8 protein-coding genes are annotated in these 13,495 nt (G+C 40.4%); 5 read left to right on the top strand and 3 right to left on the bottom strand.

Annotated elements, in window-relative coordinates; genetic code table 11:
- Positions 1 to 22: 22 nt before the first annotated feature.
- The 5 genes from B4Z47_RS03300 to B4Z47_RS03280 all read left to right on the top strand — a co-directional run bounded on the left by B4Z47_RS03300 (position 23) and on the right by B4Z47_RS03280 (position 10,268).
- The gene (locus tag B4Z47_RS03300) at positions 23 to 1,156 is read left to right on the top strand and encodes a TIGR03364 family FAD-dependent oxidoreductase (RefSeq protein ID WP_286726806.1); all 1,134 of its coding nucleotides are present in this window, start codon (positions 23 to 25) and stop codon (positions 1,154 to 1,156) included.
- Between the two features lie 342 nt (positions 1,157 to 1,498).
- A complete protein-coding gene (locus B4Z47_RS03295) occupies positions 1,499 to 5,419 on the top strand; it encodes a response regulator (RefSeq protein WP_070570516.1) in 3,921 nt (1,306 codons plus the stop codon).
- 4 nt (positions 5,420 to 5,423) lie between these two features.
- Entirely contained in the window at positions 5,424 to 5,780 is a 357-nt protein-coding gene (locus B4Z47_RS03290; RefSeq protein ID WP_070570518.1) for a response regulator transcription factor, read from the top strand.
- 4 nt (positions 5,781 to 5,784) lie between these two features.
- The gene (locus tag B4Z47_RS03285) at positions 5,785 to 6,852 is read left to right on the top strand and encodes a hypothetical protein (RefSeq protein ID WP_115049269.1); all 1,068 of its coding nucleotides are present in this window, start codon (positions 5,785 to 5,787) and stop codon (positions 6,850 to 6,852) included.
- Entirely contained in the window at positions 6,846 to 10,268 is a 3,423-nt protein-coding gene (locus B4Z47_RS03280; protein ID WP_286726804.1) for a sulfatase-like hydrolase/transferase, read from the top strand. The genes B4Z47_RS03285 and B4Z47_RS03280 overlap by 7 nt, the downstream gene beginning before the upstream one ends.
- On the opposite strand, the gene B4Z47_RS03275 is transcribed toward B4Z47_RS03280, so the two are convergent.
- The 3 genes from B4Z47_RS03275 to thiH all read right to left on the bottom strand — a co-directional run bounded on the left by B4Z47_RS03275 (position 10,265) and on the right by thiH (position 13,489).
- The gene (locus tag B4Z47_RS03275) at positions 10,265 to 11,506 is read right to left on the bottom strand and encodes a YaiO family outer membrane beta-barrel protein (protein WP_286726802.1); all 1,242 of its coding nucleotides are present in this window, start codon (positions 11,504 to 11,506) and stop codon (positions 10,265 to 10,267) included. The genes B4Z47_RS03280 and B4Z47_RS03275 overlap by 4 nt on opposite strands.
- Before the next feature lie 146 nt (positions 11,507 to 11,652).
- The gene (locus B4Z47_RS03270; protein WP_070570525.1) at positions 11,653 to 12,360 is read right to left on the bottom strand and encodes a HesA/MoeB/ThiF family protein; all 708 of its coding nucleotides are present in this window, start codon (positions 12,358 to 12,360) and stop codon (positions 11,653 to 11,655) included.
- Between the two features lie 4 nt (positions 12,361 to 12,364).
- Positions 12,365 to 13,489, bottom strand: a complete 1,125-nt coding sequence (thiH, locus tag B4Z47_RS03265; protein ID WP_070570527.1) for a 2-iminoacetate synthase ThiH — start codon at positions 13,487 to 13,489, stop codon at positions 12,365 to 12,367.
- Positions 13,490 to 13,495: the final 6 nt, after the last annotated feature.

Genomic DNA, 13,495 nt, shown 5'->3' with positions numbered 1-13,495 from the left:
TTATGATATTCTATTTATAAAGATGAAAACAAATACATATGATTTAATTATTGTTGGGGGCGGGATTTTAGGGACCTTTCATGCCTATCATGCGTTACAAAAGGGGTTACGTGTGCTCCAACTCGAAAAGGATAATTTTCCCGTGGGATCTACCGTTCGTAATTTTGGACAAGTAGTGCCATCGGGGATGGCCGGTGAATGGTTTGATTATGGTGTACGTGGACTTGAAATATATCAATCTATTCAGCGGGAGATGGATATATCCGTTAGAAAAAATGGTAGTATCTATATTGCTTCAGATAATGATGAAGTTCAGGTACTTCATGAGTTATCTAAGCATTATCAAGCGAAAGGATATGAACATGAACTTTGGTCGAAGGAACAGGTTTTATTGAAATATCCTGTGATGAATGCTAGTTATGTTAAAGAGGCCATCTTTTTTCCGCAGGAACTCAGTGTAGAACCCGAGTCAATGATTAGACAGCTGCATATTTATATGCAAAATAAGTTTGTGGACTATACGTTGAAATACGATACGACAATTGTGGCCTGTGAGGATAAAAATGATGCTGTTGTTGTCACAAGCAGTACGTTGCAAAACTTTGAAGGGAAGAAATTGCTTATTTGCAATGGATACGAGTTTAAAATTTTATATCGTTCCTTATTTGACAATAGTGGACTTGAAATTAGCAAGTTGCAAATGATGCGAACGAAACCTTTGGCCCATATCCATTTGCCAGGGAATATTTTAACAGGACTGACCATTCGTCGATACGAGAGTTTTGAAGAATACTGCCCATCTTTTCAAACAATTCCATTGCCTGATCACTATCAGGAGCTACGCAATTATGGAATTCATATACTTTTTAAACAGGCCACGGATGGTAGTATTATTATCGGTGATTCGCACGAATATGCAGCGGGCAACAGACTTGATGAATTGGGCTTCGCTGTGAATTCCTATATCAATGAATTGATGATTACAGAAGCCAACCGTATCATGCCGATGGAGCGTGCCTCGATTTCATCCTCTTGGGCAGGTTATTATTCGCAGCACAAAGATCATATTCTTGAAATCGACGTTAGCTCAAAGATACATGTTAGAACCGGTATCGGAGGGAAGGGAATGACAGCAAGTGCCGGCTATGCCGAATAGAGTATTGAAAAACTTTTTTAACTTATACCTATCGCAGAGCCCCCGCTATCAAATCTAGCGGGGGCTCTTTGGTTTTTACGCTATTTTTTGAATAGTTTGTACAGATTCCCTAGAGGTACAGATCGCCTTTATTAATAAGGTCAAACTTTATAAAATTCAATTAGTAAATAACTAAATTATAAAGAAGATGTATCGTAAATCTTTGTATTGCACCAACTAATTGACCAGTTGTTTGTTCTTTATAAAACATTACTGATCAATATTTCCTTATTGTTTAGGCGTTAAACAATGTTTTTATTAACTTCACGGTCACAATAAACCAGATCTAAATAGTAGAAGTGAATGGCAAATAATGTTTTTCCTGAAAATGAGTTAAGAAGGATAGAAAAATTAAAGTCCTATGAGTTAATGGGACTCGGGAAAGACCCTGAGCTGGACGTTTTTGCGCAGGCAGCCTGTCTGATTACAGATTGCCCTGCAGCTTTAATTGCTATGATGGAGCAAGAAACACAACGGATTCAAAGTTGCGTTGGGATGGAGCTGGATACCGTTGAAAGGAAGAATACAGTCTGTCAATACACGATAATGAGCAAGGAGGTCCTTGTTATTGAAGATACTTTTGAAGATCCACGCTCATCTTCCAATCCATTGATTCGCGAAGGAAATATCCGTTTTTATGCTGGGGTTCCTCTTTTGGATGATGATGGTGATGCTCTTGGAACAATCTGTGTCATTGATTTCCATCCGAAAAAGCTTTCGGATAAGCAAAAAGACTCGTTGGAGGAGCTAGGCAAAGCGGTGACCAAAATATTATTGGGAAAAAAACGAAAAGTACAGGCTGGTTATTTCTCCGAAATTTTTCACTTGACGAACAATATTATTTGTGTATTGGATGAGGCGCGCAAGGTAAAAGAAGTTAACCCCGCATTTAGTAAAGTCCTGGGATTGTCCAGGTCGAATAGTTTAGGCAAATCTATTTTTACCTTATTGGGAGATACTGAAAGGGAATTAGTGTCGGACTTAGGTCGGGTTGAGGAAACCAAATACGGCGTTCAATCAACGAGTAGGACTAAAATAGAGAATGGCCAAGTTGTTGAAATTGAATGGCATTTCAAATATGATCCAATAAATCATGATATTCTGGCTTTTGGCAGAAACGTAACAAAAGAGCGCGAAGAAAAACTCAAGTTGGAGAATTCTGAACGTAGATTCCGTAGCTTTTTTGAAAATGCGATCGGTCTGATGAGCATGCATGACTTGGACGGTAATATTCTATCCGTGAATGAAAAAGGACGGGAGATATTGCGGTATGCCAAAGAAGAGGTAAAAGGACTTAACCTCAAGAAATTGGTGCCGTCTCATCATGTCGGTCTTGTTGAAGACTATCTCAAACGTATTGCAAGCAACAAAGAGGACTCGGGAATGATGGTTCTTCAAACAAAAGATGGTGAAGACATTTCTTGGCTATACCATAATATGTTGGAAACGGATGAAAATGGACGATCTTATGTTGTCAGTACGGCCTTGAATATGACGGATCGACTGCGCCTTGAAAATGATCTTTTGCATACCAAACAAATCCTGGAGCAGACCAATGCTGTCGCTCAGGTAGGCGGATGGGAGGTCAATTTAGCTGAAAACAAGGTCTATTGGTCCGACTCCACGAAGTTAATTCATGGTGTGGATCCTGATTTTACACCTGATTTTGAACATGCAATCGGATTTTATGAGCCGGAAAGCCAGGTTATTTTGCATGGAATTTTTGAAAACGCCGTTAAAACAAGAACACCCTATGATACCGAATTGCGTCTATTAAAACAAGATGGTGAATCAATTTGGGTGCGGGTAAAAGGTATTCCCGAATTTGAAAATGATGTGTGTAAACGTGTTTTTGGAATTATTCAGGATATTGATAAAAGTAAATCGCTATTCTTGGAACTGGAACGCAAAGAATCTATGTTACGGGCTTTTGTGGATTATGTTCCTGCTTCGGTTGCTATGTTTGACCGAGACTTTAACTATATTTCGGTGAGTAATCAATGGTTGGAAGATTTTCACGAAGGAGTAAGTTTGCCGCCAAATAGTAACTTTTTTCAATTGTTTCCAAATATACCGGAAAATAGAAAAAAAATCTACCTTGATGCGCTGGAGGGAATACCGTATAAGAATACGGATGAAGTCATACAGGCTGGTGGACTTGCCGAAGCACAACATTTCAATTGGGAAGTAAGACCGTGGCATCTCGCTGATGGAAGTATAGGTGGGATCATTATTTTTACACAAAATATCACTGAATCGGTTAAAATAAATGATGAATTAAAATTAGCGAAAGAGTTGGCCGATCTGGCGAGTAAGGCAAAGTCCGAATTCCTCGCCAATATGAGTCACGAAATTCGAACGCCATTGAACGGTGTGATTGGATTCTCCGATTTGTTATTAAAAACACCATTAAATGACACACAGTTACAATACTTAGGCTATATCAATGAATCTGGAAATAGCTTACTCAATATTATTAATGATATTTTAGACTTTTCAAAAATCGAATCCGGTAAGCTTGAATTATTTGTCGATAAGTATAATGTATATGATGTAGCGAATCAGGTTATTAATGTTGTTCTCTATCAAGCACAACGCAAAGAAGTCGAACTGCTTTTGAACATTGAACAGGGGCTGCCGGCTTTTGTTTGGATTGATGAGGCACGTATTAAGCAAGTATTGGTGAATCTATTAGGTAACGCCGTTAAGTTTACGGAAAAAGGTGAGATTGAATTTAAGATCAGTAAACTTCGCAACGATGAGGATAAATTGACCTTACGTTTTTCGGTTAGAGATACGGGGATAGGAATTCCACCAGAGAAACAACAACGCATCTTTGATGCCTTTACACAAGAAGATAGCTCCGTCAGTAAACGATACGGCGGCACGGGACTAGGCTTGACAATCTCCAATAACCTCCTGAAATACATGGGTAGTAAATTGAATCTGGAAAGCGAACTGGGCGTCGGATCGACGTTCTATTTTGATATCGAGGTCCGATGCGAAGAAATGGAGGAGGAAGATACAGACTTACCGTTAAATCGTGTCCTCGTTGTCGATGACAATGCTAATAATCGGATTATCCTTCAACATATGTTGGCCTATAAAAACGTTGAGTCTGTCCTCGCAGAAAACGGTATGGAAGCCTTACAGTTGCTGATGAAAGGTGAACGATTCGATGTGATTTTAATGGACTATCATATGCCTATCTTATCGGGTCTGGAAACGATAGAAAAGATTAAGGAACTCTTTAGAAAACAAGAAGAAGGCATTCCATTGATTGTATTACATACTTCCTCGGAAGAGCATGAGGTGATTTCTGCATTTAGACAGGAGGAGCGGTCATTCTGTCTACTTAAGCCGATTAAATCTGAAGAACTGTATTCGACTTTAAGAAGGGCGATACAACAAAATAGGGAAGATGCTGTGCAAGTAAAGGCGAATGCAAACTTATCGTTATCATCAGATTCGTACGGTCAAGACGTTCAGGTGCTCCTGGCAGACGACAATGCCGTTAATATGGCGCTTAATTTACGCATGATGGCTAGCATCATGCCTGGCGCCCAGTTAACCGAAGTTTCTGACGGAGCCCAAGCCATTCGTGCTTGCAAAGAGAAACAATTTGATTTTATTTTGATGGATGTTCAGATGCCCGAGGTCGATGGTATTGAAGCAACCAAACAGATCCGGCAAATGTCATCCTATGCTGAGACACCTATTATCGGTGTTACTGCCGGTAATATTTCAGGCGAAAAGGAACGCTGTCTGGAAGCGGGAATGTCAGACTTTCTAGCTAAACCTATTCGTCAACAGGATTTATTCAAGGCCTTGGAAAAAGCCATGTTATCGGTTAAACCCAGTGCTGCCGAAGCCTCGGATCTGGAAGATTTGGACGAGCATTTGGATATGCGACGGCTGGAAGAACAGGCTGGCGATGATCCCGCATTTTTAACCTTTTTTCTGGATTTGGTCGTACGGGAAATAAAGGGGTCTAGAAAGCAGTTAAAGGAGGCCATTGATACAAACGATATTGTACGCATCAAAGAACTCCTTCATAAGTTGCGGGGAACTTCATCGACAGCCGGACTTATTAAATTGGCTCAAATGACCAAGGACCTGGAGATCAGCCCAACGATTGAAACAGACCTTGCGATCGCTTTTGTGGCCATCGAACAAGAAATGGATATCGGATTGGAATTAATTGCAAAAATCTTAAATAAATAATGATATGTTGATTTTAATAGCGGAAGACGACGAATTGATACTACGTACTGTTGAACACAAATTAGTGAAAGAAGGACACGAAGTGGTGCTGACCAGAAATGGCCGTGAAGCCATCGAGAAAATTAATGAACTGAATTTGGATTTAGTTGTAACGGATATTATGATGCCCTTTGCTTCTGGTATTGAAATTCTTTCGGCAATAAAGAGTATCGGAAAGAAAATCCCGGTTATTGTATTATCGAGTATGGGCCAAGAGGAGGTCGTGGTGGATGCATTTGATTTAGGCGCATCTGATTTTATGGTTAAGCCATTTAGTCCAAACGAACTGATTCTTAGGATAAAACGCCTGATAAATAAATAAAATTATGCACCACCATATCGAGCTACATGAGCTTATTCTGGCGATTGTTATCGTATTGATTTTAGTACTATTATTGATTATCACAGTGCTGGGATACAGCTTTTATAGCTATAGAATCCTTCATAATAGGCAATCTTGGCGACAGATCATCGAGTACAAAATTATGGAAACTATAGTAGGTGGCGATGAGAATGGCGATCGAGACCTGGAGTTTGCGAAATACCTGAAGGAACCTTCTTTTCGGGCTCTTTTTTTGGATGTATTAGTCGACTCGGATCGAAAATTTTCTGGTGGAGCGAAACAATCGATCAATAGGTTGTTTCATGATTTTAAATTGGAGGATGAGGCTTGGCGAAAGCTTCGGCATAGAAAAGCTTATCTGGTTGCGGGTGGGGTTCAAGAGCTTGCCGCGATGAATGTTGAACCGGCAATCCCTGAGATAACAGCCAAGCTTAATGATCCCCGTACTGCGGTATATCAAGAAGCACAATATGCGATCGTAAGTTTTAAGGGATATGAGGGACTTGGTTTTTTGGACCATTTCGATCGTCCCTTATCTGACTGGCAACAATTGCGTTTATTGTTTTCTATTCATGAAATACCCGAGCTTTCGGAGTTACATGTGGATACCTGGCTTAAGAGTTCAAATGATTCTGTCGTCGTATTTACATTGCGTTTGATCCGAAAATTTAGATTGATGACTTTTTATACCGAAGTTTTTAGCCTATTGGATCATCCATCTACGAAGGTTCGTGTACAAGCCATACGAACGTTGCAGGCTATTGAGAACAGTGGGACAATTCAGCAATTTATGCAAAATTTTGATCTGCAACCAATAGAAGTTCAGATCGAAATCCTTAAAGCAATGAAGATTGCCAAAAGTAGAGAAAGTGAGTATTTTCTAAAGGATCAACTGTGGAATCATAACCAAGTGTCAATTAAAATTTCTGCAGCAGAAGTACTCGTTGTACTGGGCGAAGAACAGTATTTGCGCGAGATTTCACAACGTGAAGATACATACGACGAACTTACACAAATTATTAAACACGCTTTGCAAGAGAAAAAATGTTAGAGTTTTCCCATATCGTATACGAAATTATAGTTTGGTTATTTTTGCTTTATTCGGCAGCAGTATTCATTATCTATACTTGGATAGGGCTATACGCTTATGGAGCGGTGTTTCGTTACAAACACAATAATACATTTACGGATTATAGTATTATTGCCACCAACCCCAACGCGCCAACATTCAGTCTGATTGCGCCAGCATACAACGAAGGGATGACCATCGTTGAAAACGTACGTTCATTATTGTCGCTGTATTATCATAATCTGGAAATTATTATCGTTAATGATGGTAGTAAAGACGACTCAATTTTGAAATTGATAGCTTCTTATGAACTTGAACCAACGTCCTTTTTTGTTCAGGGAACTATTGAGACCAAGGATATAAGGGGGATCTATAAGAGCAAAAATCCAGCTTTTAAGAAGCTGATTGTTGTTGACAAGGAAAACGGCGGTAAGGCTGATGCGCTCAATGTCGGCGTTAATATTTCTTCGGGAGATTATATCGTCTGTATTGATGTGGACTGCATTTTGGAACAGGATGCTATTCTAAAATTAGCAAAGCCATTTTTGGAGCAGACCGACAAACGGGTTATAGCCTGTGGCGGCGTTATACGTTTGGCTAATAACTGTAATGTCGTGAACGGTTCGGTGGTCGACGTTAATCTACCAAAATCATGGTTGGGACGTACGCAGGCTTTGGAGTATATCCGCGCTTTTATTTTAGGCCGTATGGCTTGGTCCAGGGCTTCTGGATTAATTCTTATTTCCGGGGCATTTGGCGCTTTTAACCGGGAGATTGTATTAGCGTGCGGGGGCTATGACCGAAATACGGTGGGAGAAGACATGGAACTCGTTGTTCGTATGCGCCGCTATATGGAGGAGCAAAAGCAAGCCTACGAGGTGGTCAACATTCCTGATCCATTGTGCTGGACGGAAGTACCCGAGTCAAAAGAAGTATTGCGTAAGCAGCGCAATCGTTGGATGCGGGGCACGATGGAAACCTTATGGAAACATCGTAAACTTATGTTCAACCCCAAATATGGCCGTTTTGGTATGCTCAGTATGCCTTATTGGTTTTTCTTTGAATTCTTGGGACCCATTGTCGAATTTACGGGCTATATTGTTTTTCTAATCTTTTTTATTCTAGGAATAATCAATTGGCCATTTTTCGTTGCACTATTTGCACTGGTGATTGCTTCCGGAATTTTGTATTCGATCTATGCCATCTTGGTTGATCTTGTTAGCCATCAGGTCTATTCGAAGAAACGAGATCTTTCCACCCTGATAACTACCGCGATACTAGAACCTTTATACTTTCATCCCATTGTTGTTAAAGCTGGGGTACAGGGGGTTGTTGATTACTTTCGTAAGCAGCATGGCTGGGGAGAAATGACACGGCAAGGCTTTCAACAAAAAGATGCCAATGAGTCGGTTTGGAAATACCTTGGTCAGCGATTAACTCTGTCGTTACAGAGCTTAGGACCTGTTATGTTGGTTGTCTTTGCCTTGTATATGTTATCTGTTGGTGTCGAGTGGTGGTGGTACGGTCGTCGATTTTCTCAGCTTTCGGAGTCACATGCCGGGAAATACCTGTTTTTGGATAACATCTTGTTTATCTTTCAATCCTTGGCCTGTTTGGGAATCGGCTATTTATTGCTTCAGTTCATCAGCAGTTTTTGGGCAAGACTTCTTATGGTCATATCGTTCTCGTTTATTGTCGTTATGCAATTCATCTTGTTTTTGTATTTTGGCGAATCGAGAAATTTGCTTGGGGCTGATATGTTCTATTATAGTTCGGAAGAGATGAAGCAAATTTTGGAGGCCAGTGGTATGTTGAGTTTTACCAATATTGCTTTACTTTTATTATTGATCGTAATTTCTTGGGTTCCCCTTTGGGTAGCCAATAAACAGACATTCAAAAAGGCTTATGCGAGTATTGCACTGTTATCTTTGGGGATCATATCGTTTTTTGTCTCCTCGGCTTCGCTTTTGGGGGGGAGCTCCGAAAAAGATGAATTCGTCGCCAATGCAAGCCGGAGTAAGTGGCGTTATTTTTTCGATTCCAATTTCACTAATTACGTGGATGAGCACCCTGGGATGCTCGCTATGTTCAATAAAGACGACGATGATGCAAAAGTGGTAGATACTAAATTTCCCTTTTTGAAAAAAGAGGATACTAAAGATTTCCTAGGGGCATACATGCAGAAAACGGCGAAAGTACCCAATTTGGTCATTCTTGTTATCGAGGGTTTAGGACATGCCTATAGTGCTGAAAATGGCTATATTGGCAACTTTACGCCTTTTATAGGTACATTGAAGCAACAGTCTTTGTATTGGGATAATAATATGAGTTCCTCGGGTCGGACATTTTCCGTTTTGCCGACCATAACAGGTTCGTTGCCTTTTGCAACACATGGATTCATGGAACAAGACACCTTGCCTGACAACTTTAATCTATTTAATATTCTGAAGAGTAATGGATTCAATACTGGGTTTTTCTATGGCGGTCATTCTAATTTTGATTTCATGAAAAAGTTCATGGATTATAATAAAATAGATATGCTCATGGACCAAGCCGCATTCGGACCTCCTTATAAAAAATTACCCGAAAAGGGTGGGGAGAGCTGGGGATATGAAGATCAAGCTGTCTTTAGCAAACTTCTTGAAGTACAGAAGGTACAGGAACACCCTTATTTCCATGTTCTTTTGACACTATCAACCCATAATCCGTTTTTGATTAATAATGCGGCTCATTATGAGCAACTATTTGATCAACGTATCGCAACATTGAACCTTACACCCGAACAAAAAAAGTGGGCTTTGGAAAACCGTACCCAGCTTGTTTCGGTGCTGAATCTAGATGATGCGATGGAGCAGTTCTTTAATGAATATAAAAAGAGACCAGATTTTGCAAATACTATTTTTGTCATAACTGGGGACCACGCGATGCCTGAGATACCCTTGCAAAGCAAAATCGATCGTTATCATGTTCCACTGTTGATTTATTCACCACTTTTGAAAGGGCCAAAGACTTTTCATAATTTTGTTAGCCATTTTGATGTCGCGCCTTCCATATTGGCCTACTATCGCGAGAATTTTGGTATGAAAACTCCTACACAAGTTACCTGGATCGGTCAGGGCCTTGACAAGGGCACTTCAGCTCAGGGAGATGGCATTGCCATGATGCAGAGTAAAAATCAATTGATTGATTTTGTAAAAGGCAGTTACCATCTTTCCGATGGACAACTGTATAAACTGGATGGAATACTCAATGAAGATGCCACCGCGGATAATGCGAAAGAAGAATTGTCCAAGCACTTTGAATTATTTAAGCGCAAGAACAAACTCTTTTATACCCAGAAGCGACTTCTTCCAGACAGTGTGTATACAAATTACTTTAATAGAACAAAGAAGAACTAGAATTTTCGAATATAACCAAGGATGATGTCCAATTGATTTCCTTTCTCTTTTGGCCTGAATTCTTGGTTATAATAGGTGCCCGAAATTGAAAATAGGTTACTTTGTTTCACCGAGAAGTTATACTCGGCACCTACTTTGAATGTCTTTAATTTATAGGAAGCGTTGTCCAATAGATTATTTCGGTTTTCTTCGGGGCTCAGACCCGTTCCGGCACTAAATCCGAAGTAATCGTTTGCTCCTTTTGTATAATAGCGGACTGTTCCGGTATAGGATTGGGAAATATTCTTTTCGCCCGGTGTAAGATAAGTCCTCAGATTGAACCAAAAGTTTTGGTAATATTTTCCGACTGAAGCCGTGTACATCCAGATGTTGTCACTAAAATAAAGCTGACGATATCCGATCTCTCCCTCAAAGCTGTTCGGAAGATTGGCATAGAGAGACACGCCAGTTCTATATTTCGCAAAAATCCCCACATTATTGGAGTATCCAGCACCCACGTAGAGGTAAAATATCTTTGAAAGACGAGGATAAGCCTCCATCTCGAATTGTACGCCATTTTCTGCAAATTTATTTGCATAGTTGGTCCTGAAAATAACTGATCCTATGGGGGTTGCCCGCTTATAACTTAAGCCGACAATGTGCCAATTATGATCAAACTGTTTGTCAAAATAGACGAAGTTGTAGGTCAGACCGATTGCGTTTTTAGCCGTATATTCTTCAATACTTTTTGCCAGTGCTCGAGCTTCTGTGTTTTTAGGATTAATTGCCAATAAACTATGAATTGCCTTTTCGGCAGCTTCATAATGATCGTTGTCATAACTAATTTTACCTTTTAACAGAAGTAGATCCTGCGACTGCGGATGTAGGCTAAGCCCTTTGTCTGTAATTGCAATAGCTTTGTCAGTCTGATCATTCCAATATTCCAATGAGGCATATGCTAAAAAGAAATCTTCATCACTTGTATTCTTTTTGTCCAGTTCTGTGAAGATGGTTCTTGCCGAATCAATTTTGTCCGACCAGGTATAAAGCCGTCCGAGAAAGATACTGATATCCGAGTAATCCGGTGCTTGAAGTAGCGCCTGTTTGGATAATTGAATGGCTTGCGGATAATCTTTTGAATCAAAGGCTACCTTTCGCGCTTTTACAAAGAGATCATCAGCAGTGAGTTTCGTCTCTTGCGCAATTGAAAATAAGGGTAATAAAGAGAGGGAGAGTAATGGATAAATTACTTTTTTCATTCTAGATCGTAAAGTTGACATTTAAGCTTGCTAATATATAAACTAAAATTAGCAAATTTTGTTTGTCTGCTTTTGTTTTAAAATAAATTTTTGAGCTCTTTTAAAGCGTTCTATCTCTTTTTGCGGAACGCCTTCCGAAATAATCCTTAGAAGGAGAGTTTCGAAAAACGCCAATGGAATGTGTCAACAACCGTTAACTGGTTGCTGTCTACGGGTAATCCGGTTATTATTTTAAGCACCTGCATGGCCATCATACTGCCGATAATACCAGGTAAAGGACCCAGCACCCCATTTTTATCGCAATTTGGAACCTGTTCCGGATCGGGGGGCGTTGGAAAGATATCCAATAGGTTTTTACTACCCTGATAGTTAAAGACAGCCAGCTGTCCTTCAAAACCATAGATGCTACCGTACACCAAAGGTTTATCGAGTTGTAGGCACGTATGATTAAGCAGGTAGCGTGTTGTAAAGTTATCACAGCAATCGACAATGATATGATAGGGAGCGAGCAATGCTAGCGCGTTGTCTGCATCTATTTTTACCTGAAAGGGCTCAAAATGAATTGTACTATTGTGTTGCCGTATATAGGCTGTGGCACTTTCTGTTTTTGCCTGGTGTATATTATCTTCGGAATGAATGATCTGTCTATTTAGATTGTGGATTTCAACCCTGTCAAAATCAACCAGGCCAAGTTTGCCTATACCAGCTGCGGCTAAATATTGAACGACAGGGCTCCCGAGTCCCCCTGCACCGACGACCAATACCTTGGCATCCATAATCTTCCGTTGTCCGGCAACGCCGATCTCTTCAATAAAAATCTGTCTGCTATAGCGATCAAAAATGTTATTTTTCATGTATTTAACGTACTATACCGGCATAATTGCTCTCCCAGTCTTTCATCACTGGAGAATAGCCCATCTTTCGGATTTGATTTTTTATTGTTTCCATATCTCTTTCATCACTTACTTCAAATTGTTCCAAAGCTTGCGGATCAACAACATAGCCTCCCGGATTGGTCTTTGAAGCGGCACTCATGGTCGTTACGCCAATAGGTATGATATGATCCCTGAAGGTTTCGTTCTCTCGGGTGGAAATGGAGATTTCTAAATTTTCATTCCACAGGCGGTATGCACAGATCAACTGCAGTAGATCGCGGTCTGCCAAATGAAAATTTGGCTCAACAGAACCTGCGGCTGGTCGCAGGCGTGGAAAGGAAATCGAATAGCGTGTTTGCCAATATCGTTTTTGTAAATAGGCGATGTGTGCCGCGGTGAAAAAGCTGTCCACCCGCCAGTCCTCCAGCCCAAGTAATACGCCCAGTCCGATTTTATGGATTCCCGCCCGGCCTATACGGTCAGGCGTATCCAAACGATAGTCAAAATTGGACTTTTTTCCTTTCGGATGATATTGTTTGTAAACTTCGCGATGGTAGGTTTCCTGATAGACCAATATTGCATAGACTCCGGCTGCCTGCAGTAATCGGTACTCGGATTCTTCCAATGGCTGTACTTCAATGGATATCTGTGAAAAATGAGGTTTTAAAAGCCGAATAGCATTTAGGAAATAAGTGATCTCGACAGTTTTGTTGGCTTCTCCGCTGACCAGTAAGATATGATTGATTCCCATGGCTTTAAGTGCCATTGCTTCCAGTAATAGTTCGGTGTTGCTCAGCGTTTTGCGTTTGATTTTATTGTCCATGCTAAAACCGCAATATGTACAGATGTTTTGGCACTCATTGCTCAGGTAAAGCGGGGCATAGAGCTGTATGGTTTTACCGAAACGACGTTGCGTGATTTGTTGGGTTTTTTGTGCCATTTGCTCCAGATATGGTGCTGCAGCCGGTGAGATGAGCGCTCTAAAGTCAGAGAGCGTTAAATGGTCTTTTTCTAACGCATGTTGTACATCCTGATCCGTAGCGTCATAAATCTGTGCATGGACCTCATCCCAGGAGTATTCATCGCGTATCATTTTGAAATCTGTCATAGTGAA

Source organism: Sphingobacterium sp. UBA2610, from assembly GCF_002339225.1.
GTDB classification, from domain to species: domain Bacteria; phylum Bacteroidota; class Bacteroidia; order Sphingobacteriales; family Sphingobacteriaceae; genus Sphingobacterium; species Sphingobacterium multivorum.
Note: the sequence above shows the minus strand (reverse complement) of the source record. Positions and strands in the feature narration are given on the sequence as shown.

What these genes read in the sequence shown, in the direction of transcription:
- B4Z47_RS03300 (WP_286726806.1), top strand. Translation starts at nt 23, where the DNA reads ATGAAAACAAATACATATGATTTAATTATTGTTGGGGGCGGGATTTTA.
- B4Z47_RS03295 (WP_070570516.1), top strand. Translation starts at nt 1,499, where the DNA reads ATGGCAAATAATGTTTTTCCTGAAAATGAGTTAAGAAGGATAGAAAAA.
- B4Z47_RS03290 (WP_070570518.1), top strand. Translation starts at nt 5,424, where the DNA reads ATGTTGATTTTAATAGCGGAAGACGACGAATTGATACTACGTACTGTT.
- B4Z47_RS03285 (WP_115049269.1), top strand. Translation starts at nt 5,785, where the DNA reads ATGCACCACCATATCGAGCTACATGAGCTTATTCTGGCGATTGTTATC.
- B4Z47_RS03280 (WP_286726804.1), top strand. Translation starts at nt 6,846, where the DNA reads ATGTTAGAGTTTTCCCATATCGTATACGAAATTATAGTTTGGTTATTT.
- B4Z47_RS03275 (WP_286726802.1), bottom strand. Translation starts at nt 11,506, where the DNA reads ATGAAAAAAGTAATTTATCCATTACTCTCCCTCTCTTTATTACCCTTA.
- B4Z47_RS03270 (WP_070570525.1), bottom strand. Translation starts at nt 12,360, where the DNA reads ATGAAAAATAACATTTTTGATCGCTATAGCAGACAGATTTTTATTGAA.
- thiH (WP_070570527.1), bottom strand. Translation starts at nt 13,489, where the DNA reads ATGACAGATTTCAAAATGATACGCGATGAATACTCCTGGGATGAGGTC.